21 protein-coding genes and 1 tRNA gene are annotated in these 20,774 nt (G+C 42.0%); 11 read left to right on the forward strand and 11 right to left on the reverse strand.

The annotated features are described in order from the left end of the window. Window positions 1–103: 103 nt before the first annotated feature. Complete coding sequence (locus NSE_RS00930; RefSeq protein ID WP_011451634.1) at window positions 104–901, forward strand: response regulator transcription factor; 798 nt, start codon at window positions 104–106, stop codon at window positions 899–901. A gap of 97 nt (window positions 902–998) precedes the next feature. On the opposite strand, the gene purE is transcribed toward NSE_RS00930, so the two are convergent. From purE to NSE_RS00945, 3 genes are all read right to left on the reverse strand, one after another. Continuing rightward, on the reverse strand, window positions 999–1,478 hold the full coding sequence (purE, locus tag NSE_RS00935) for a 5-(carboxyamino)imidazole ribonucleotide mutase (RefSeq protein ID WP_011451635.1): 480 nt from the start codon (window positions 1,476–1,478) through the stop codon (window positions 999–1,001). A gap of 140 nt (window positions 1,479–1,618) precedes the next feature. Then, window positions 1,619–2,608: a tRNA (adenosine(37)-N6)-threonylcarbamoyltransferase complex transferase subunit TsaD gene (gene tsaD, locus NSE_RS00940; protein ID WP_011451636.1), complete on the reverse strand. Its 990-nt coding sequence runs from the start codon at window positions 2,606–2,608 to the stop codon at window positions 1,619–1,621. Beyond that, on the reverse strand, window positions 2,605–3,615 hold the full coding sequence (locus tag NSE_RS00945; protein WP_011451637.1) for a TAXI family TRAP transporter solute-binding subunit: 1,011 nt from the start codon (window positions 3,613–3,615) through the stop codon (window positions 2,605–2,607). Before NSE_RS00945 ends, tsaD begins: the two co-directional genes overlap by 4 nt. A gap of 280 nt (window positions 3,616–3,895) precedes the next feature. Here NSE_RS00945 and NSE_RS00950 point away from each other — a divergent pair, with 280 nt between their 5' ends. The 3 genes from NSE_RS00950 to NSE_RS00960 all read left to right on the forward strand — a co-directional run bounded on the left by NSE_RS00950 (window position 3,896) and on the right by NSE_RS00960 (window position 6,730). Next, on the forward strand, window positions 3,896–4,861 hold the full coding sequence (locus NSE_RS00950) for a polyprenyl synthetase family protein (protein ID WP_011451638.1): 966 nt from the start codon (window positions 3,896–3,898) through the stop codon (window positions 4,859–4,861). A gap of 193 nt (window positions 4,862–5,054) precedes the next feature. Then, window positions 5,055–5,990 (forward strand): sulfite exporter TauE/SafE family protein, encoded by a 936-nt coding sequence (locus tag NSE_RS00955; RefSeq protein WP_041917482.1) that lies wholly within the window; start codon window positions 5,055–5,057, stop codon window positions 5,988–5,990. Window positions 5,991–5,992: 2 nt separating this feature from the next. Then, the gene (locus tag NSE_RS00960) at window positions 5,993–6,730 is read left to right on the forward strand and encodes a TIGR02186 family protein (RefSeq protein WP_157858663.1); all 738 of its coding nucleotides are present in this window, start codon (window positions 5,993–5,995) and stop codon (window positions 6,728–6,730) included. A 74-nt stretch (window positions 6,731–6,804) separates the two neighbouring features. Here NSE_RS00960 and NSE_RS00965 read toward each other — a convergent pair whose 3' ends face one another. The 8 genes from NSE_RS00965 to sucC form a co-directional block, all read right to left on the reverse strand. Further along, window positions 6,805–8,340 carry a porin gene (locus NSE_RS00965; protein ID WP_011451642.1) on the reverse strand — a complete coding sequence of 512 codons (1,536 nt, stop codon included), beginning with the start codon at window positions 8,338–8,340 and terminating at the stop codon, window positions 6,805–6,807. A gap of 421 nt (window positions 8,341–8,761) precedes the next feature. Then, window positions 8,762–10,177, reverse strand: a complete 1,416-nt coding sequence (locus tag NSE_RS00970; RefSeq protein WP_041917483.1) for a Mur ligase family protein — start codon at window positions 10,175–10,177, stop codon at window positions 8,762–8,764. A gap of 92 nt (window positions 10,178–10,269) precedes the next feature. Then, window positions 10,270–10,920 (reverse strand): endonuclease III, encoded by a 651-nt coding sequence (nth, locus tag NSE_RS00975; RefSeq protein ID WP_011451646.1) that lies wholly within the window; start codon window positions 10,918–10,920, stop codon window positions 10,270–10,272. Window positions 10,921–10,993: 73 nt separating this feature from the next. After that, window positions 10,994–11,731: a CDP-alcohol phosphatidyltransferase family protein gene (locus NSE_RS00980; RefSeq protein WP_011451647.1), complete on the reverse strand. Its 738-nt coding sequence runs from the start codon at window positions 11,729–11,731 to the stop codon at window positions 10,994–10,996. A gap of 6 nt (window positions 11,732–11,737) precedes the next feature. After that, a complete protein-coding gene (locus NSE_RS00985; RefSeq protein WP_011451648.1) occupies window positions 11,738–12,415 on the reverse strand; it encodes a phosphatidylserine decarboxylase in 678 nt (225 codons plus the stop codon). 64 nt (window positions 12,416–12,479) lie between these two features. Next, a complete protein-coding gene (ybeY, locus tag NSE_RS00990; RefSeq protein WP_011451649.1) occupies window positions 12,480–12,911 on the reverse strand; it encodes an rRNA maturation RNase YbeY in 432 nt (143 codons plus the stop codon). Window positions 12,912–13,110: 199 nt separating this feature from the next. Beyond that, complete coding sequence (gene sucD / locus NSE_RS00995; RefSeq protein WP_011451650.1) at window positions 13,111–13,983, reverse strand: succinate--CoA ligase subunit alpha; 873 nt, start codon at window positions 13,981–13,983, stop codon at window positions 13,111–13,113. After that, entirely contained in the window at window positions 13,983–15,161 is a 1,179-nt protein-coding gene (gene sucC, locus NSE_RS01000) for an ADP-forming succinate--CoA ligase subunit beta (RefSeq protein ID WP_011451651.1), read from the reverse strand. Before sucC ends, sucD begins: the two co-directional genes overlap by 1 nt. 223 nt (window positions 15,162–15,384) lie before the next feature. Here sucC and NSE_RS01005 point away from each other — a divergent pair. The 7 genes from NSE_RS01005 to NSE_RS01035 all read left to right on the forward strand — a co-directional run bounded on the left by NSE_RS01005 (window position 15,385) and on the right by NSE_RS01035 (window position 20,649). Beyond that, window positions 15,385–15,458 (forward strand) — tRNA-Met (locus tag NSE_RS01005). An 11-nt stretch (window positions 15,459–15,469) separates the two neighbouring features. Further along, window positions 15,470–16,375, forward strand: coding sequence for a thiamine-phosphate kinase (thiL, locus tag NSE_RS01010; RefSeq protein ID WP_041917484.1), 906 nt, complete (start codon window positions 15,470–15,472; stop codon window positions 16,373–16,375). Window positions 16,376–16,524: 149 nt separating this feature from the next. Further along, window positions 16,525–17,280, forward strand: coding sequence for a triose-phosphate isomerase (gene tpiA, locus NSE_RS01015; protein WP_049821595.1), 756 nt, complete (start codon window positions 16,525–16,527; stop codon window positions 17,278–17,280). An 89-nt stretch (window positions 17,281–17,369) separates the two neighbouring features. Continuing rightward, on the forward strand, window positions 17,370–18,215 hold the full coding sequence (locus tag NSE_RS01020) for a rhodanese-related sulfurtransferase (RefSeq protein ID WP_041917553.1): 846 nt from the start codon (window positions 17,370–17,372) through the stop codon (window positions 18,213–18,215). Window positions 18,216–18,401: 186 nt separating this feature from the next. Further along, entirely contained in the window at window positions 18,402–19,817 is a 1,416-nt protein-coding gene (gene gatA, locus NSE_RS01025) for an Asp-tRNA(Asn)/Glu-tRNA(Gln) amidotransferase subunit GatA (RefSeq protein ID WP_410517878.1), read from the forward strand. Window positions 19,818–19,908: 91 nt separating this feature from the next. Next, window positions 19,909–20,088 (forward strand): 50S ribosomal protein L33, encoded by a 180-nt coding sequence (gene rpmG / locus NSE_RS01030; RefSeq protein ID WP_011451656.1) that lies wholly within the window; start codon window positions 19,909–19,911, stop codon window positions 20,086–20,088. Window positions 20,089–20,103: 15 nt separating this feature from the next. Beyond that, on the forward strand, window positions 20,104–20,649 hold the full coding sequence (locus NSE_RS01035) for a cytochrome c oxidase assembly protein (RefSeq protein ID WP_011451657.1): 546 nt from the start codon (window positions 20,104–20,106) through the stop codon (window positions 20,647–20,649). Window positions 20,650–20,774: the final 125 nt, after the last annotated feature.

Consider the following 20,774-nt stretch of genomic DNA (forward strand, 5'->3'; position numbering starts at 1 on the left):
TTAGTGGTCTTTTGTGTTTTATGGTGTGAGTAGTTCCCGATCCCAGGGGTATTTTTCTTGTGCCCCATTTGATTTGATTTTTTTGCTGTAGGGTGGAGTTGAGATGCGTATATTAGTAGTCGATGACGAACAGAAGGTAACAGATTACGTAAAGAGTATCATTACCTCTGTTGGGTATGTTTGTGACACAGCTTCTTGTTGCCGTGATGCTTCAGCACTGATTAATTCCAGCAAGGGCGATTATCAGTATGATCTTATTATTCTGGATAGGGTTCTCCCAGACGGGGATGGCTTAGATATGATCTTAAACTTGCGTTGCAAGAACATAAAAACTCCTGTGATCTTTTTTTCTGCTCTCTCGTCTTATGAGAACAGGATTAAGGCTTTCGATTTTGGTGCAGATGATTTCATCGCAAAGAGTGAGCTACATAAGGGTGAGTTTCTTGCTCGCATAAGGGCTGTTCTCAGAAGGTGCTTCAGTCACCACTTTTCGAAATTTAAACTTGGTAACATGTTGGTGGACTTTCATATGCAGGTCTGTAAGATGCGTGGTAAGGTTGTGCAACTGACAAACAAGGAATACTCAATGCTAGAGTTGATGTGTCTTCATGGTAGAGGGGCTATCATATCTAAGGACAAGTTTATAAGCCATCTTTATTCTAATAATGAGCCGACAGAGCAAAAGATTATCGATGTTTTTGCTTGTAAACTACGCAGCAAGCTGGCTGCCTATAACGACGGTGTGAGTTACATAGAGACGGTTTGGGGAAGGGGATACACGTTAAATGAGAATGTTCCTCCGATAAGAAGCAGCGTAAAAAAATCTAAAGCTATTTCCGATGGTGATGACGCTGCTGTGAGGACTGAGGCTGGGCATGAGCTCCAGAAGAGTACCACCTAAGCGAGAGGATCGTAGCACTAATGCTGTCGACTAGGAGTAGATTTTCTCCTTTTCTCGTGCCACAGGTAGATGTCGCGTCCATCTTGGTTGAGTGCTCTTAGGGTCTTTCAGGTACAGTCTCTGTTTGTTTTCTGATCCAGATTCGCAGTCTGTCTTGTAGGTCCTTATCTTGTAGGGCGAGTATCCTACAGGCGAGGAGTGCTGCGTTTTCTGCGCCGGCCTTTCCTATAGAAAGAGTGCCGACTGGCGTGCCTGCAGGCATCTGGCATATTGAAAGTAAGCTATCCAAACCGTTGAGCGTCTTACTTTCTACTGGTACTCCTAGGACCGGAATATCGCTTATGGCTGCAATCATTCCTGGTAAATGAGCTGCTCCTCCAGCACCTGCTATTATTGTCCTAATTCCTTTGTCTGCTGCGTTTTTTGAAAACTCATATAACCTTGCTGGAGTTCTGTGCGCTGATATCACATAAGTCTCAAAGTGTACTACCAGCTGTTCTAGTATTTTCTCCGCATGCTGCATAGTAGGATAATCAGACGTACTGCCCATTACTATCGCTACTTTTTCAGAACCCATTCTCACCACCGTAACAAATATAAAATTCTAATTCATCCATAAAAGTACTCAATATGCACGTATGTTTGGTCACAGATAATTATCAAGAATGAAATTGAATGATCACTCTTAGCTATACTCTCATGGAAGTAATAGAAACTCTACCAACATAATCTTGGTTGTGGTTCCAGAGATAGTTCTGTGCAGCCTGCTTTAAGTCTTTCTATAGCTGCCCAAGCTATCATTGCTGCGTTATCTGTACATAGAATACCTTCTGGAAAGTGCAGCGACAAGTTGTGATTCTTTGCAAACTCTTCTAGTGTTTCTCTTATGTAACGATTGGAGCCAACTCCCCCAGCTAACACGATCCTAGAATGACCACAAATTTTCACGGCTTGTTCCAACTTGTTGACCATAATCCTTGCCACGCATGCCTGGAATGATGCGCAAATATCTGCCTTATCTTTTTCTGTTATTTGGGGCAATGAAGTAATTATTTTTTTTAGAGCTGTTTTTATCCCTGATAGGGAAAAATTACAACCAGATTGATTTATCATTGCTGCCGGCAAACGAAAACGTTCTGAGTCACCCTTGATTGCGAGCTTTTCTACGGTTTTTCCTCCTGGATATGTAAATCCAAGCATAGTTGCTAGTTTATCAAATGCTTCACCAAATGCATCATCCAGTGTTTCTCCAAGAAGAACATAGTCACCTATTCCTCTTGCATCGATAAGTTGAGAATGTCCTCCTGAAATCACGAGACAAACAAATGGGAAATTAATTTTCTCTACAAGTCTCACAGCAAGTAGGTGGCCTTCGAGGTGGTTTACTCCGAAAACAGGTTTTTTAAGTGAAAATGCAAGACCGCGAGCCATCATCACTCCAACTATCAGCGATCCAACCAACCCTGGGCCAACTGTACAAGCAATGGCTGTTAATTTTTCAAGATCGTGCGCTTGAACTGCCCTTCGTAGTATCTGGGGTAAAATTTTCAAATGCTCCCTGGATGCAAATTCCGGGTAGACACCATTATATTTGCTATGGTCTTGGGTGAAAATTTCGTGAAAGCAAACCTCCCCTTCTTCAGAAACAATGGCGACTGAGGTTTCATCGCAACTTGTCTCTACACCTAAAATTAAATGATTATTCATTTAGGGTAAGCCTTCCCTACAGACTCTCGCAGGAGACCAATTTGCTTGTAAAACTGTTTCGCGCCTGGATGAATTGGTATATTTCCAGCTTCTGGAATGAGATCAACTTTTGTTATGTGCGAAAAAGCCGGATGTGTTCCTTGTAAAGCGGAAAAATTCGAGAAAACGCTGCTTACTAATTTATATGCTTTATCATCAGAAAAATCCTCAAGGACATAAAATCCTGATTTCACTGCAATGGTTTTTGTTACTTCCTCAGCTAATCCCGAGTAAAGGTCAACGGGAATGTCATAAGAATAATAATACGGATGATCTAGAAGTAACTTCTTTCTTGTTTCATCATCTAATGGTATGAGTTGCACACTACAGGTCGCAGAAGCCTCCTGAAAAAGCCCACTCGGATGACCTATAACCGTCGTCATTACGTCAATTTTGCCATCGCAAAGGGCACGCACCTGCTCAGATGAGTTCAACTCCGTGGTAAGTTTAAAATCAGTACTTGTCCATCCCTTAACTCTCATGATTTTTTCCATGGTTCCTCTGACTCCAGTGCCGGGTGCACCAATGTTAACTATCCTGTGTTTGATTCCATCAAAATCTCTTATTCCTGAGTCCTTTCGTACGAGAACAGTAAAGGCCTCTTTATGTGTGGAAAAAAGTGAACGAAGTGAGGACATAGGCTGCATTGAACTAAAGAGCCCTGTGCCATTATATGCGTCATAGGCCCAATCCTCTTGTGCTGCTGCAAGTTCTAAGTCACTGTTTCTGAGTGCGTTCAAATTGTACATAGTACCAGGCGTAGATTGGACTGAGCACGATACGTTGAATGTGTTATCATGCAGCGAGTGCTTTCTGATGAATCTACATATTGCGTTGCCGGTAGCGTAGTATACTCCAGAGATAGAGCCGGTACCCACTCTCATGAAATAGCGTTCTTCACTGATTGCATGGTTCAAGAGCAGCGACAAAAAGAAGCATATTAATAGACTGGAGCGAAAATTTAACATCTAGAACCTCTACAGCACCTGCGGTCCAATTATATTTGACAACAATAACGAATACAAACGGAGTCGATTAAGAGGCAGTAGTTCAGTATTCTCCTTTTAGCTCTGTGGCTCCAGTAGTCTGCCAATACATATTCTCAAAGTGGTGGTTTCTTAATTTTTACTAACTGAGTTTTGCTATTGCTACGTATGTGGTTTATTCTTTGCTTGTTGCTCAGGATCGATAGTTCCTATTTTCTTTTACTCTCTCTTTTTTGGGCAGCGTATCATAATTTCTACGAATGTGACCGCTTACGATTTTTTGAATGCATCTTTTTCCGAAAAACTGCGCTCTGTGGAAGAAGTGTTGCATGACTCTATGACCACTTTTACCAAGTTAAAGAGCATAGAGTATGCAAAGAAAATGCTTTCTAGTGGCAAAAGGATACGGGCTTTATTATCCCTGCTTTCTTTTGCTCTTTGTAAAAACGCCGATACCAATGCAGAAATTCGTGCTGCAGCAACAATTGAACTAATTCACAATGCGACACTCATGCATGACGACGTTGTCGATGAAAACAGTATTCGCCGTGGTAAGCCTAATATAAAAAGCATTCATGGAAATAAAATAAGCGTTCTTACAGGTGATTTCCTTCTCAGTGTAGCGTTTGAGATTATTTTAGAGTGTAAGAATCTGAGTGTGGTGTTGTTGCTTTCGAAAACGGCAAAGCAGCTCTCTGAGGGTGAAATGCTGCAGCTTCAGAGTATTGGTGAGATAGTTAGTGAATCTGAGTATTTAGAGGTTATTGCAAGAAAGACAGCTGTGTTGTTTTCTGCTGCCGCAGAAATTGCAGCAATACTAACTGGTAAACAGGAGTATGTTGTCATCCTTAGAGAAATAGGATTTCTGATAGGCATGGCATTCCAAATTACTGATGATGTTCTGGACTATGGGGAGCCTCAGGAAGTTGGCAAAAGTGTTGGCAACGATTTTCGAGAGTGTAAATTCACCCTACCATGTGTCATTGCGTACAGAGATGCAAAATCTAAGGCTGCGAAGAAATTTTGGCGCGAGGTATTTTTTACAGAGGAAAAAGATATACAAGAAGCACGGTTTTTTATGTATGAGGTGGATGCTCTAGCAAAAGCGATGGAAGTTGCACGCAAGTACCTTAGTAAGGCAGAAAAAAAACTCTCGATATTTGAAAACGGTGCGAGTTTACTCACAATGAAGACTTTTCTTAGGTATGCTGCTGAAAGGCCATACTAAACTAATTAGAGTGTGTATGGCCTCTACGCTAATGATGCTAAAGTTTTTATTGTAAAGGTTCTCTTTGAGATGGTTCATATGTTTTCCATGTTGTAAGTGGGTAGATAGTATTGAGCGTCTTCTTTCTTAGAGAGATCGGAGTTTTGCGTTGGATGGTCGCATTTGTCAATTTTTTGCATAAAATTTTTTGATTATGGCACAGATTTATTTCCCAATAGCTGAAGTCGCAATACCCATATATGCAGTAATCGCTTTGGGTTTGATTTCAGGAATTATGGCCGGACTTTTTGGTATTGGCGGAAATATTATTATTATCCCTACCTTGATTTTTATGGGTGTTGCACCAGCGGTAGCAGTTTCTAGCGCTGTAAATCAAACAATTGCATCTGGGTTTGCTAGCTTCCTCAACCAGTTTAAACAGGGAAACACAGACTTACCCATAGCTCTTTCTCTTTCTCTTGGTGGTCTGTTTGGGATAACATTGGGATCATTTTTATTGATGTATCTACGTAATAAAGGAAACGTCGATATTACAATTTTTCTCGTATATGTTGTCATGCTCAGTATTACAGGGTGTGTCATGGCATTTGACAGCATTCGCAAATTGTTATGTTTGTTTCGTAATGAAGTAGAGCCTCATGAACATATGGAAAAGCCTTACAAAAATAAACTCATAAAATTGATTAATAGACTTCCTCTTCGGTATCACTTCCATAGTGCAAAGGGTGATATAAGTCTAGTTGCTCTTGCTCTTTTTGGGACAGTTGTAGGTGTGATTCTATCTATATCGGGGGTTGGCGGTGGGTTTATTCTTGTTCCTGTGCTCATGTATGTTTTCAATCTTCCTGTGCGCATTGCAATAGGAACCTCAGTTGCTCAATCTGTCTTGGTTTCTGTTGCCACTGTTTTTTTTCATGCAATCACACTGGGTACAGTGGATATGCTTTTGGGATTCTTATTGAGTATTGGTGCGATTTGTGGTGTCACTTTTGGAGCAAAATTGAACTTAATTTTCCACCCAGTGGTGATTAGATTATTGCTTGCCCTTGTGATGTTCGGCGGTGTACTCAGATTGCTGTTTACATTGCTCGTGACACCTGAGAGTCCGTATTCTTTTTCTGCTGTTTGATAGTGAGAATAAAAAGGTTTTTTGCTTTTGCTGCATTTTGTCTACTGCCCTGTAAAGGGAATAGCTTTTCTATTATAGCGGACCTTTCGCCTAACAGAGTTGAAATACATTCCAAATTTACAGGGAAGAAAATACTAGTTTTTGGAGCAGTTATGGAAAAGGTAGACAATATCATAGTTGTTATCCATGGTCCAAAGAAAGATATTGCCGTACATAAAAAAATCCGAATTTTTGGTTTGTGGACAAATGGTACTAAGGTTGAGTTAAAGATGATGCCATCGTTCTTTTCTTTTTCCTCGTCAAATCAGAAATACGAAGAAGTTGATAAGGTATTTCACGGAGAATTCACACCGTTTTCGCATATTTTAAGCCCAAGTACGGAAATAAATGCGTTCGCTGAAAGTAAGATCCGTGGCTCCCTTTATCAGTTCGATAACAAGATTGAGATAATCAATGGACGTCTCTTTCGTGGAAATATCTTTCTTCCAAGCAATATACCAAAGGGAGAGTATATCGTTGAAGTCATTGCACTAACAGAGAACAAGATTATAGGGATCGAAGTAACACCGCTTCTGATAGTGAAAACGGGTCTCGACGGGTACATTTTTGAACTAAGCCGCTCATACCCATTACTTTATGCGTTGGCTGCAGTTACCAGTGCACTGATTACAGGTTGGATTGGATTTATATTACCACGAACTGGGAAGACCCTACTGAAAAGCAAAGGAAAAGCAAGGTGAAAACAACATGAAAGACAGGACCCGCAAGATAATATTTGTTTGCGGGCCTCGTCTCCATATGATGAAAACTTAAATTAGTACGATACCTTCACACCGGAAGCAAGAACAAAACCTTTGTTGTTGTCCTCAGCCTTAATCCCAGCTTCCTGAGCCATGAAACACTTGGTGTTAATGTAAGGCGTAAGCTCGTACGTGCTTCCAGTGATGCGATAATGCGTACCAAGGGAAACAACTCTTAGCGTATTCACTCCGACACTTTTAACGAAGGTATTATAACTCTCCATATAGCCAAGGCTAAACATCACAGGACCTTCTTCATATGTAGCACCGAAAGTCATGTAAGTACTATCACCGTCTGTTTTTTTGAGTTGACTGCTATCAGCAAAAGCCTTAGTTAAATCAAGTTGCATATCCTTCGATTTTTTAACTCCAGAGAGATACGTACTACCCCATGATCCAGCAAGCTTTATAGTGTGAAGCTGAACCGATGCACCGACTTCAAAACGTCTGAGAGGGTGATGTTCATCACCAGTTGGAGTGCTGAGACCAGCCTGACCACTGAAGGAAATAGCATACTTCAGATTTCCTTTCTTCCCAGCATAGCCAGCACCTACATCAATAATATCATGGTATGTACCATCCGCAGTAGAGTTCGTATAACCCAATGCCATCCGCAAATTGCCCAGCCCAGTAGTAATGAAGTTAGCCCTTAGTGGATTGTTATATGCGGTATAGTAGTTTGCATGCACCAAGAAAGGGCGCTGTGCATCCCTATGACGCGTGCTGCTGCTCTTCTGGCTATCACCATTCCCTGTTGTGCTATGCGTAGCACCTATAGGGCGTCCTTCAAGGTTAGCTAGCGTCGTCCAATTTAGATCACCAAAACCACCACCAACAGCAGCGATGGAAGATGCATCAATCCTGAGCGGTTCCACAGCACTGTCAGTGATGCGGCCCATTTCAAATCTTCCGTAACCGGTTTCAAAGAAAACGTATGCATTATCGGCACTAACCGCATCTTTCCTACTAAATTCTGCTTCTAGCAAACCACCATAAGCGAAGCTGCCTAGTGTACGTCTAGCTTCTATTGATAACTTGTGCTCGTTGAACAAATCAGTGCTACGTGTGTAATCACCTAGAACGCCACCATCAGAAAGGGCCTTAACGCCGTTCACAGTACCACTAGTGCTACTATCTCCATTGTATGAGCTTTCAATATCTTTACCGCTTGCATCTACAAGGACATCGATTTTTGGAAGACCTTTCGCTAACTTGAAGAAGTCCTGATTGCTCGCGTAACCGAACGAGAAATCGTTACTACCCTTTACTTTGAACACGAAATTCACTGCATCGCAGTTACTGGTCCCATTTAGGTCAGACGAACCATCACAACTGCATCCACGCGAGCCCATACCAGTTGCACAATGGTCCGCAAATTTACTCAATCGGGCCTTGACCTGATTAGGGCCTGCTTTATTGCAGACACATGGTTTATTCGATGTCGTCTTCTCAACAGCCGGAACTTGATCCTCTGTCAAAGGCACCTCGGACGCGCCTGCGACGCTGGCTAGTGCCGTCGTCAAAAGTAATATCTTGCTAAGTTTATACATAAGCTTCTAGTAAAAAATAACATAAAAACGTTTCCATCCAGGTCATGCCTCTACGAGCGTGATAAATAGCGAACCCTTCTCTCCGAATGTTACATGGATAATACGTTTTCGTAAACAGAGAAACTGCAACACTTCCTGAAGATACAGCTTAATTATCAAAAAGTCCAGCACTAAGTGCTATGTATCTCAGTTGTTGGGGGATTTTGTCGATACAAAGCAGCTGTGGAGAGACGAAAAGAACCGATTCTTGCTGATATATATAACATGGCAAAGCAACTAAGGAAAATGCGACTGTATCACACTCAGCATGCAAGACAAATGAGAATGAACGAAGCCCGTTCACCTAAATGTAGCAATCATAGTCCCCGGTATATGCATGATGGTATGTCCAGGCAAAAGTAAGCTTTGGGGAAACAGAAACTTATTGAGGAGCAACTACGGCTTTTAGCATTGCAGCTGCATCGTTTACAACACCACGCTTGTCTATTGATGATTTCACTCCTTGCATCACGATAATCTCAGATGGTTTGCAGTTATTTATCGCGTATTCCATCGCTTTTTTTCTATCCTCAATTTCAATTGCTTTTGGGCAGCAAGACATAAGTTCGCGCCGACTTTTCTCCGTTAAAGTGCTACCATTGCTATCGCTAGTGAAGATTATCCTATTCACCATTTTTGCTGCGATTTTGGCCATCTTTAGGGTATTCTTTCCCTCATAATTCTCGCTGCATCTGAGCACAAGGGTGACATCATTATATGGAAAATGCCACTTGATAGAAAGTAGAAGATCATGCAGTTCACTCGGGGTCTGGGCACAATCTGTCATAATTTTGCGCTCCTCTCCGTACTCTTCTAGAAACTCCATATACCCGGCTAGTGGGCTGATTTGTTCATGTTCAATGCTGGATGGATCTATTCCGCATGAGATAGCTAATCCCATTGCGGTTACCAGATTATTCCCGTGGAACTTTCCGAGTATATTTGTATGAATAACCATTTCTTTCCCAAGGACTTTCATTGTTAGTATTTGTCCTTTTTGTGTTGGCAATTGAGAGATCAACTGTATGTCGCTTGTGGCTCTTCCGTATGTACAAACTTTTTTATTTGGACAGTGTTGTATTATCCTTGTTGTATACTCACTAGCTACTGGCAGTACCATAATGCCGTCCTCAGGTAATACCTCTGAGAGGAGTCGTACCTTCATCTGGAAGCGTTTGTCTATATCTTCGGGTTGTTCTAAATCGTCGCGTAGCAGATTGCTGAAAGCAGCCGCCTTTAAGTTGACACTATCTATCATCCTGCTTTCAATCGCTGCACCTGAAATTGCTAAGCAACAATATTCGATTCTTCTACCTGCTAGATCGTCAAGAATGCTATACATGTCTGCTGCGTCTAATATCATATGATCTTTCTCTTGCCATAACCCAAGAGCATCTGTTGGTTCATTTGAGGCACTTAAAGAAACGGCTTTTTTTCCGGCCAGTGTGCATACTTGAGAGAAAAAATGCCCAACACTTCTCTTTCCACTTGTGCCAGTTACTGCACACATGTATGCTGGTTGTTTCTTCCACATGCAAGAGCATACCTCATGATATATCTGCTGTGGTTGAGTGTGTACAAAGAAATTAACTCCTTGTGCGAGGCATTCTTCTTCATATTTTTGATTTGTTAGTATGCTCCTTGCACCACGATTGATTGCCTCCCGGATGTGTGCGTGTTCCTTTTCTGATGGTGCATAAAATAGGAAATCTTTCCCAACTTTTTGAGGATCCGAAGTAATGTTCTTGATTCTCCCCTTTGATATTTCCAGGCAAATTTGCTCGTATAGCACAGACATCTTCTTCCTCCCCTAAATTTACTCCATCTTCTGCGATGAGTTCACCCTATCTGAAGCAGGATTCCATACAATAAATTTACCTTATTTGGCGCTTATTTTATACCCAGCTTAAAGTTGCATAAATCATTGATGATACAGTTTTTGCACTCTGGTTTCCTTGCTTTACATATGTATCTCCCGTGCAAGACAAGCCACAGATGTGCTTGTGGTAGGAAGGTTTTTGGAATGTTTTCAAGTAATTGTTTCTCTACTTCTAAGACATTTCTTGCATGCACAAGTCCTATTCTATTGCTTACTCTGAAGACATGTGTATCTACAGCGATTCTTTTTTCTCCAAAGAGTGTACACAATATTACGTTCGCTGACTTTCTTCCTATTCCTGGAAGGGACTGTAGATATTGAAAATTATTTGGTATGTCAGTCTGCTTATCCGAAATCAGTTTCTTTGCTAAGGCGATGATATTTTTTGCCTTGTTATTGTGCAAACCAATCGTTTTTATAGACTCTTTCAGTTTTGCAAGGTCCATTTTTGCGTAATGCTCTGGCTCGTATGCAACACGAAATAGAGCCTTTGTCGCTTTGTTCACACTAACATCTGTGGACTGTGCGGATAGTAGCACTGCTATGATAAGCGTGAATTTATTTACATATTCTAACTCGATTTTAGGCTCCGGCATTTGTCTCTGAAACCTTTCCAGGATTTCAACTACCCAAGAACGTGAAGGACGTGTTTTTTTCATCATGAGCTACAGAGCCTTCACACCCGTCAACGAAACTGTGTGCTTCACTACCAGCTTTGCTGTCATCGGTTTCACACTACCTTTTCGAGTATGTGAAACAAGAAAGTGGCATTGAGCAGATGTAACACAGAGCTAAAACAGATATTGTGAGCCATGGTTTAAGTATCAAAGCGACCGCAATGGTGACAAAGAGAAATATCAATGCGGACTCTAAATAATGTGGAACGGCAACATTTTTCAGTGAGAAGGTTGGTATACTACTTACAGTGAGCATTGAGATCACTGAAAGATAACCGAGCAAAAAATAATGCTCTGTTGCAAATAGCACAACAAAACTGCAATTATTGGAAGCGAATATAAGTATTACTGGTAGTACAGCTAAGATTCCTCCAGCTGGAGCAGGAACGCCGTAAAAGAATTTTTTAAGTTCCCCATCTGTTCCGGGCAGCGTAGCAGTGACGTTAAATCGTGCAAGACGGACAGCCATACAGACAACGAACACCATCGTAATTCCCCAACCGAAGACTCTGATGTTGTGCAACTCCCACAGGTACAACATGAATGCGGGTGCTACACCAAAACTCACCATATCAGCTAAAGAATCAAGTTCTGCGCCAAAATTCGAACTTGACTCAAACATCCTAGCTAAACGGCCGTCTATCCCATCCATAATAGCTGCAATTACAATCGCTCCGATAGCGAGCTCCCAGCGGCCTATGAGTGAAAACCTTATCGAAGTGAGCCCAAGACACAAACCACAAAATGTAATAAAATTAGGGAAAAACCTTGTTATTGGAACAGAACGACTCTTCACAATCTGTTAATCGAGAAAACGCTCAGTTACAAGAGATGCCGTCTCACTAAGCAATGCCAGAATCGTTTCGCCAGCGACGACAGTTTGTCCTTCAGAAACAAGTAGAGGCATATCTTTGGGGATATATACAGTGACCCTGCTGCCAAACTTGATAATACCAAACCGCTTTCCGGCAGAAACTTGTTGATCTTTTCTCAAATCGCAAACCACACGCCGCGCAAGAAAACCTGTCTGTTGGACAACCACCACGTTCCTACCGTCTGCCATCTCTATTGTGCTTTCCTGCCTCTCGTTTTCATCCTCCGAGCTATCATAGTCAGCACGCAAATTCTTTCCCGGTACATAATGCAGTTTTCTCACTATGCCATCAACCGGTATACGATTGACATGCACATTCAAGGGGCTTAAGTAAACACTAATTTTCTGCATTTCCTCGACCAGCTCACTACTTTGTGGTGGTAAGGCGTTTTCGATCTTGCAGATTAACCCATCTGCTGGACTAAGGACAAAATCCTTGGATATAGCTATTGCGCGCTGAGGATCCCTGAAGAAGTAGGTGACCAGCGCAGCAACACAGATTCCACACAAACCTAGTGCAGGAACGAAAAAAAAGGCTACCGCTGTGCAAGCCAGCGTGAAGCCGATAGTGAGCAAGCCTTCCTTATGAAGCGAAAATTTAGTCACGACGCGAATATATAAATCCCCCGGGTATTCTCAATTCAGTACTACATCAAAATTCATTTTGCAATTACCCTAGTAGAGCTAATTTCTTCAGAATTTCTTCTTCTTTTTTTTCCATGGCCAATGTCTCCCTATCAGAGGAATGATCATAACCTAGTACATGTAACACCCCGTGAATGAACATATGCAACAAGTGGTCTTCAAATTTAATTTCATTTTCTAGGGCTTCGATAACTAGCCTGTCAAAGGAAAGTATCACCTCTCCTATGATTCCAATTCCGATTTGTTCGTTCGTGTAATTGAATGACAAAACGTTCGTTGGAGTATCTCTTCCTCTATAGCTTTTGTTCAAGGTTCTTATAAACTCATCATCTGTTAATACGACAGAGAACTCAGCTTTTTTTCCTTCTAGACAACATTCAAGGGCTTTTTGTAGTAAGGCATCAAGATTCTTTAACTTTTTTGTCCAACGTGGGTCTGTAATTCGAATTTCTAGCATACCAACTTGGCAGATATTGCAGCCAATACAAAAAATTAATAATTTTACTTAATTATGCGAAAAAACTCAACATATTAACAAATTGGAGGTATGCTAAAGCAGATAGAAAACACCCGGCCTAGAACAAAACCAATTTATCCTAACGAGATAAAACTCTAGAAAACCAGTATCCCGTATCTTTTGACACCGTCAAAAATACTTATGCTATGAGATCTGCAACCGTTTTTCCTATCAGAGCTGGGGTTTCCGCAATTACAATTCCTGCGTCTTTCATTACTTTTATCTTACTTTCTGCAGACTCATCGCTACTCGAAATAATTGCCCCAGCATGGCCCATCCTCCTTCCAGGAGGAGCAGTAGCACCGGCAATAAAACCAACTGTTGGTTTTTTACTTTGCGATGATTTCAGCAATGCACAAGCCTTTTCCTCAGCTGAACCACCAATTTCACCAATCATGATAATTGCTTCAGTTTCTGGATCGTCCAAGAACATTTTCACACAATCCACGAAATCGAGCCCTTTTACTGGATCACCACCCACACCAATGCACGTGGATTGTCCGAGACCCATTTGTGTTGTCTGTGCAACCGCTTCATAGGTGAGTGTTCCAGAGCGAGAGACAATGCCTATTTTTCCACGCTTGTGGATATATCCCGGCATTATACCTATCTTGCATTCACCAGGCGTTATGATGCCCGGGCAGTTTGGGCCTATCAACAGACTTTTAGAGTTACTTAATGCGCTCTTAACGCGCATCATGTCTTGAACAGGAATTCCCTCTGTTATACACACGATCAGTTCTATCTCTGCATCAATTGCTTCAAGAATTGCGTCCATCGCAAACGGTGCCGGAACATATATTACGGTTGCATTTGCTCCAGTCTCTTTTCTTGCATGGTATACAGTGTTAAAGACCGGTAGCCCAAGGTGCATTTGACCTCCCTTACCGGGCGTTACACCACCAACCATTTTTGTGCCGTATTCAATAGCCTGTTCAGAATGAAAAGTACCCTGATGGCCTGTAAATCCTTGGCAGATAACCCGTGTTTCTTTGTTAACTAAAATCGCCATTAAATTTCCTTCCTTGTCAGTTTTACGATTTTTTGTGCCGCATCATCAAGTTCGGAGGCGGTCACAATATTCAGTCCGGAGCCCTCAATAATCTTTATTCCAGCAGAGTAGTTAGTGCCGGATAGGCGGACGACTAAAGGCATAGTAAGACCTATATCTTTGGCTGCTGCAACTATACCCTCCGCGATGATATCACAACGCATGATACCACCGAAAATGTTCACTAATATGCCGGCGACATGTTTGTCAGATGAAATTATTTTAAATGCGTTCGTGACTTGCTCTAGGTTGGCCCCACCACCAACATCTAGGAAATTCGCTGGACTAGCACCATAATATTTTATGATGTCCATTGTTGCCATCGCGAGCCCAGCTCCGTTTACCATACAACCTATGCCGCCTTCCATTTTGATGTAGTTGAGATTGTATTTTGCCGCCTCAATTTCTTTTGGGTCCTCTTCGTATAAATCTCTTAGTTCTAGCGTATCTGGGTGGCGATAAAGCGCATTATCGTCGAAGTTAAGTTTTGCATCTAACGCTATGAACTCACCTTTACTATTTGCTATCAAGGGGTTTATTTCGACTTGAGAGGCATCCCTTGTGACGAATAGAGCATACAATTTCTTCACAAGTGGTGTGAACTGCTTAATTTGAGCAAGACTGAGTCCTAGCTCAAATCCTATTTTCCTTGCGTGAAAGTCTGATATACCAATACTTAGATCTACAAAGACTTTCTTGATTTTTTCTGGGGTCGATCTCGCAATTTCTTCTATGTCCATTCCCCCTTCTTCTGAGGCAATTATGGCCACTTTCGCGTTTTCTCTATCAACCACCATGCTTAGGTAGTATTCTTTCAGGATCGACTGTCCAGCCTCAATATAGACCTTCCGTACTTTCTGTCCCGCTGGAGAAGTTTGATGAGTTACCAGGTTCATACCAAGCATTTTTTTTGTGTTATCTATCGCCTCTTCAACAGAACGACAAATCACGACACCACCAGCTTTACCTCTTCCACCTGCATGTATTTGAGCTTTCACTGCAAATACCTTGCCACCCAGTCGAGCTAAACTTTTTGCGATTTCTGAGGTTTCTGTATCCTCTTGAACCAAAAACCCGGCGGGCGTGGGCACACCACAGACTCGCAGTATCTCCTTTGCTTGGTATTCATGAATGTTCATTTGTTTGCTTATCCTGAAAGATTTTCTTACACAGCTGAGTACCTTTTAGCACGTAAGATTTCCCCAAACAACCTAGACTGCTGATGTAACAACTTTGCTTTTATGGAAACCTTGGATGTGAGTAGCCGTGACGTGATACGATGGATTATCCAGACAGACTTAGTTCTAAGATTTGTGCTTGTTGTTTTTATGTTGCATAAAGCGTACAATTGCGGTCTCACATGGCGATGTAGCTCAGCTGGTTAGAGCGGCGGAATCATAATCCGTAGGTCGTGGGTTCGAGTCCCACTTTCGCTATTTCCTTCTTTATGGACGAGCATCGAATTCTCGCTGAGATTATTTCTGGGATTGCAGAGCCTCTTTTTCTTCTGGACGATGCATTTGTGCTCGACGATTTTGTTATTACGAAAGATCTCTTGGTAGAGGATATCCATTTCTTCCCCTTCGCGGAACCGTATAAACTTGCGAAGAAAGCCTTAAGAGTTAACTTGTCTGACCTTGCTGCGATGGGTGCTGAACCAGTCGGTTATTTTCTCGGACTTGTCTTAGGTGAAAAACATAAAAACTCAACATGGTTGAATAGATTTGCCGATGGTCTTCTTGATGATCAACGCTGCTATGGAATTAAACTTTTTGGTGGTGACACAGTTATTCATTCTGGGCCGCTTCTCATAAGTGTTACGATGATCGGGAAAAAAGCAGAGCGTGTTTTAACTCGTTCTGGTGCGGAAATTGGGGATGAGCTCTGTGTTAGCGGGCCAATAGGTGACTCGCATCTGGGATTACTTTCGTATCAAGGCGAATTGCAAGAAAATTCATACTTTCGCAGCAAGTACGATTTGCCGGAGCCATGCCTTGATGTGAGTAGGGATATAATCTCTAGCGTGACTTCCTGTATTGATATTTCTGATGGTTTATTGAGTGAAGCTCAACACCTGGCCAAGAATTCTACGGTTTCTATCACGATTTTTTTCGATAAGGTTCCCGTTTCTGATGCAGCAGATGTCATACTGTTTGAAAAGCCAGAAATTCGCAAAAAACTCTTAACAGCAGGTGATGACTACCAGTTACTTTTCACTGTTCCTAAAGAACATCCCGTGACAAGAAAATATCCGGTGATTGGTTTTGTTTCAGAAGGTATGGGGGAGGTTAGAGTGCTTGACTCGTTCGGAAGAGAGATCTATTTTGACAATTCAGGCTTTGTACATCGTTGAACTAGGCAGTATGGTTGAGGTGGAGGTAGGAAAATTCTCCACGCAGCTTTAGGCCCAGCTTCCTGTTGTAAATACGTACAAGTATCAGTTAATTAGCAACTTCGGAGTTTTCCGGCAAAGGCTTTTTTTTATCTGTTGAAATTGATATCATGGATTCCCGCAAGGATATATTGGAGAGTATGGAAACTTGTGTGCAGCGCTTCGTGGTTGCAAATTGGAAGATGAATGGCAGTCAGCAATTGTGTGATGTTTTTGTGAATCGCTTTTCTGCTTTTGCTTTCAACCCTGAGGTCGAGATTGTAATAGCACCTCCGGCTGTCTACTTAGGACAGATGAGAGCTGCTGTAATGTCTTCTGATTTGCCCTTAGCTCTGGGAGCACAGGATTGCGCTTCAGGTGATAATACTCCTAGCACTGGTGACATAAGTTCTAGGATGTTTAAAGAGGTTGGTGCGAGGTATGTTCTTGTAGGACATTCCGAGAGGAGGACTTTGCACTGTGAATCGAGTAAAGTGGTGGGTATGAAGGCCAATGCTGGATTACGCAGTCGCCTTATACCGATCATTTGTGTCGGACAGAATAACAGACCTATAAATAGAGAGAGTCTGACTAAGCAATGTAGGGATTCAATTCCAATGAATAGCCACGACTTCATAGTGGCCTACGAGCCGGTCTATGCCATAGGAACAGGTATCGTGCCTTCGAACGAGGAGATTGAGGAGGCAGTCTGTTTAATCAAGGATGCTGTTGGAGATGCAGTACCAGTGCTTTATGGTGGTTCTGTTTCTCCAGTTAATTGCTCAGAGATTTTTGCTGTGAAGAACCTTGGTGGAGTGCTTGTAGGTGGTGCGAGCTTAGATCCGGATAGCTTCATCAAGATCTGTGAGGTTGCAAATCGGTTTTGATCCTAGAGTCTTGACCCCTCTTTGAGTTGGGTTTGAAGCGGTTCTATGCTAGGCTATCCCGTGCTGGTGGATTTTTTGTCGAACTTTTTATGGAGAAGTTTACGCTCGTTACTTTCTATCATTTTGTGCAGTTGGAGAACTACGAAGATATGCGCGACGAACTCCTTTCATGTTGCATTGAAAAGGGGTTAAAGGGCACAGTTTTGCTTGCCTTGGAAGGAATCAATGGCTCGGTTGCTGGTCATGATGGTGAAATACGTGATTTCCTTGATTTTGTTCGAAGGGATGAGAGGCTCCGTGGTTTGGAGTGGAAAGAGAGTTATACTAATTTTCAGCCGTTTCAAGAAATGAAGGTTCGCCTGAAGAAAGAAATCGTTGCACTTGGGTGTGCTGAGTTGGAAAATATGGAAATATGTGAGACCGGTGAATATGTAGAGCCTGAAGATTGGAGCAGTCTGATAGCGCGTGAGGATGTGAAGACTATTGATACTCGTAATTTGTACGAGACTAAGCTTGGTAGGTTTAAGTATTCCATAGATCCAGAGACGATAAATTTCAGGGACTTTCAGGAGTGGGTAAGAAAGTGGATTGAAAAGGATAACGTGAGCATGGAGCAGAAAATAGCGATGTATTGCACTGGCGGTGTAAGGTGTGAGAAGTCCACTGCGTATATGAAGAGGATTGGTTTCAAAAATGTCTACCAACTCAAAGGTGGGATAATAAACTATTTTTTAAAAACCAAGAATAAAGATGGTGCGTGGGTTGGGGATTGTTTTGTGTTTGACGATAGAGTTGCGGTGAACGTGGATCTTGAACCTATACAGCTCAAGTGTTTAGAATGTAGCTGCGTTGTAAACACGGATGATTTAAAGAACATTCCCAGGGGTAGGGTGTTATGTTCGGGTTGTGGACAGAATACTACCCGATTTAGCTGAGTAAACCTTCCGTAAAAGTGGTGTGAAAGGGAGTTTGATTGCCTTCTGAGGATTGTTTTAATGGTCTAGCTTCTCCTTTTATGGGGTCAACTTGTTTGCAATGCATGTTCTATGGTGGTAAACGTTTTTCCGTTTTCTAAGGTGTGAGTAGTGGTGAACGATCTAATTAAGTTGAGTGTTGCTAAGATGCATCTTGCATTGGCGCGTCGGGAAATTTCTTCTCTAGAACTAGTTGAGGCTCATCTATTGCAGATAAGAGAGCGAAATGCCCACACCAATGCGTTGATACTTGTAACAGAGGAAGAAGCTAGACAAAGAGCGAAGCTTGCGGATGAGCGCCTCAAAAGAGGGGAGAGTGTAAATACACTTACCGGCATACCTTGCGTCATTAAGGACATGTATTGCACTAAAGGTGTCAGGACCACTGCTGCATCGCGTGCTTTGAGAAATTTTGTGCCGACGTATGAGTCTACGGTAACAAGTAAGCTGATTGATGCTGGTGCAGTGATGCTTGGCAAAGCCAACATGGATGAATTTGCTATGGGTTCGTCTAATACTTCTAGTTTCTTTGGTCCAGTAAAGAATCCACTTAAGGGAAAGAAAGGAGTTGATCTTGTTCCTGGTGGTTCGTCTGGTGGTTCTGCTGCAGCAGTTGCGGACTATTATTCCCCATTCTCTCTTGGCAGTGATACAGGTGGTTCTGTGCGGCAGCCTGCTTCTTTTTGTGGTCTTGTTGGTCTTAGACCGACTTATGGGCGCTGTTCACGTTGGGGAATGATTCCACTCGCAAATTCTTTGGACCAGGCCGGTATACTTAGTAGAAATGTTGAGGACAATGCAGCAGTTTTTGAGGTGATTTCTGGTTATGATCGTAAAGATTCTACATGTGCTAAACTGGAGCCGTTCAAATATAATAAAAACCCAGATATACGTCATATAAAGGTTGGCATACCCCAGGAGTGTAAGGTTAGTGGTCTGAGCTCACATATAGTGAAATTATGGGAAAGTACAGCTAATATATTGAGGCAACTTGGGGCAGAAATAATTGATGTCTCGCTTCCATGTGTGGAGTATTCCTTGATGGTGTATTACATCATATGTTCCGCTGAAGCGTCCTCCCAGTTGGCGCGCTATGATGGTATACGCTACTCTCCTGATCCTTCAATTAGTGCATCTACTATTTCTGAATTATACGAGAAATATCGTTCGGTTTCTTTTGGTAGGGAGGTAAAACGCAGGCTGTTTATGGGTACACATGTACTCTCTTCTTCTGGCTACGCCGATTACTATGCAGCAGCGAAGGAACTGCAAGAGGAGATTGTCAATGAATATTCTGCAGTGTTTGAAAAGGTCGATGTAATACTCAATCCAACTGCACCGAATGATGCATTTCCAATTGACGGAAAATTAGAACCATTGGAGATGTACATGAATGATATTTTCACTGTTCCAACAAGTGTTGCCAAGCTACCATGTATTTCAATTCCTGTAGGGCTGTCCGAAGATGATATGCCATTGGGTATGCATCTTACGGCAAATTATTTTGCTGAAGAGTTACTCTTGAACGTTGCTCTAGCTTTGCAAAATGCGCTTTACAAGTAAGTTGTGCAATGAGGGAATTTAATATTTGGGTGCTATCTTTTATTTTTTGCAGTCAAAAGTTATAATACTGGTCGGTTTGGGTGCTGTGTTTATGGCGAAAGCAAAGAAAAAAGGTGCTACTCTTTTTAAGGTGGTCAGTACTGAGGGTACCGGGTTTTTTTATCTTGTGTGTCGTAATCTCAAGAATAAGCAGGAGAAGTACTCGTTTAGAAAGTATGATCCTGTTGTCCGCAAACACGTGCTTTTTAAGGAAGCTAAGCTGAATAAGTAATCTTCTTAGTTATACATGTCCGGTGGAAAGAGACGAATCCTGCTGCTTGTCTTGCTGCCGGTTTTTATGCTGCTTCTTTCATTTGCTTCTGTTCCGCTCTATAGCCTTTTCTGTAAAGCGACTGGCTATGCCGGCGCTGTTAAGAGGTCAAAGCGCAGCTTTGACTTACCAATTGGTTCTCGTGATATAGTTGTGAGATTTAATGCAGATGTAACTAAGAATCTGCCGGTACGTTTTTCTGTCCAGGACTATCCAGTAGTTGTTAAACCAGGTCAGAATGCACTTATATTCTATGCGGTCGAGAACACCACAGACGAGCCAATTGAGGCGATTGCAGTTTATAATGTAACACCCTACAAGGCTGCAAAATATTTCAATAAAGTTGCGTGCTTTTGTTTTGAAAAGCAGATACTCCCACCAAAGAAAAGGGTAGTAATGCCTGTATCATTTTTCATTGACCCGGAGATTGAAAAGGATCCCCAAATGGATGAGATAAAGACATTTACCCTATCGTATACTTTTTTTAGATACGCCGAGTATAGCGGGGGATGGTTAAAATAAATTTTATATCACCTAACGTATTTTAAGTAAAAATGTTTTCGACTTTTCCAGCAGCGGACACAATATATTGAACTGTGGTGAAAAAAAAACTACATATCGGATTCTAAGTTAGAGAAGCTCCCTGT

This window comes from Neorickettsia sennetsu str. Miyayama (assembly GCF_000013165.1).
Taxonomy (GTDB): Bacteria; Pseudomonadota; Alphaproteobacteria; order Rickettsiales; family Anaplasmataceae; genus Neorickettsia; species Neorickettsia sennetsu.

Bases quoted from the DNA above. Each gene is read 5' to 3' on its own strand.
- NSE_RS00930 (WP_011451634.1), top strand. From the start codon at position 104: ATGCGTATATTAGTAGTCGATGACGAACAGAAGGTAACAGATTACGTA.
- purE (WP_011451635.1), bottom strand. From the start codon at position 1,478: ATGGGTTCTGAAAAAGTAGCGATAGTAATGGGCAGTACGTCTGATTAT.
- tsaD (WP_011451636.1), bottom strand. From the start codon at position 2,608: ATGAATAATCATTTAATTTTAGGTGTAGAGACAAGTTGCGATGAAACC.
- NSE_RS00945 (WP_011451637.1), bottom strand. From the start codon at position 3,615: ATGTTAAATTTTCGCTCCAGTCTATTAATATGCTTCTTTTTGTCGCTG.
- NSE_RS00955 (WP_041917482.1), top strand. From the start codon at position 5,055: ATGGCACAGATTTATTTCCCAATAGCTGAAGTCGCAATACCCATATAT.
- NSE_RS00965 (WP_011451642.1), bottom strand. From the start codon at position 8,340: ATGTATAAACTTAGCAAGATATTACTTTTGACGACGGCACTAGCCAGC.
- NSE_RS00970 (WP_041917483.1), bottom strand. From the start codon at position 10,177: ATGTCTGTGCTATACGAGCAAATTTGCCTGGAAATATCAAAGGGGAGA.
- nth (WP_011451646.1), bottom strand. From the start codon at position 10,920: ATGATGAAAAAAACACGTCCTTCACGTTCTTGGGTAGTTGAAATCCTG.
- ybeY (WP_011451649.1), bottom strand. From the start codon at position 12,911: ATGCTAGAAATTCGAATTACAGACCCACGTTGGACAAAAAAGTTAAAG.
- sucD (WP_011451650.1), bottom strand. From the start codon at position 13,983: ATGGCGATTTTAGTTAACAAAGAAACACGGGTTATCTGCCAAGGATTT.
- sucC (WP_011451651.1), bottom strand. From the start codon at position 15,161: ATGAACATTCATGAATACCAAGCAAAGGAGATACTGCGAGTCTGTGGT.
- thiL (WP_041917484.1), top strand. From the start codon at position 15,470: ATGGACGAGCATCGAATTCTCGCTGAGATTATTTCTGGGATTGCAGAG.
- tpiA (WP_049821595.1), top strand. From the start codon at position 16,525: ATGGATTCCCGCAAGGATATATTGGAGAGTATGGAAACTTGTGTGCAG.
- NSE_RS01020 (WP_041917553.1), top strand. From the start codon at position 17,370: ATGGAGAAGTTTACGCTCGTTACTTTCTATCATTTTGTGCAGTTGGAG.
- gatA (WP_410517878.1), top strand. From the start codon at position 18,402: ATGCATCTTGCATTGGCGCGTCGGGAAATTTCTTCTCTAGAACTAGTT.
- rpmG (WP_011451656.1), top strand. From the start codon at position 19,909: ATGGCGAAAGCAAAGAAAAAAGGTGCTACTCTTTTTAAGGTGGTCAGT.
- NSE_RS01035 (WP_011451657.1), top strand. From the start codon at position 20,104: ATGTCCGGTGGAAAGAGACGAATCCTGCTGCTTGTCTTGCTGCCGGTT.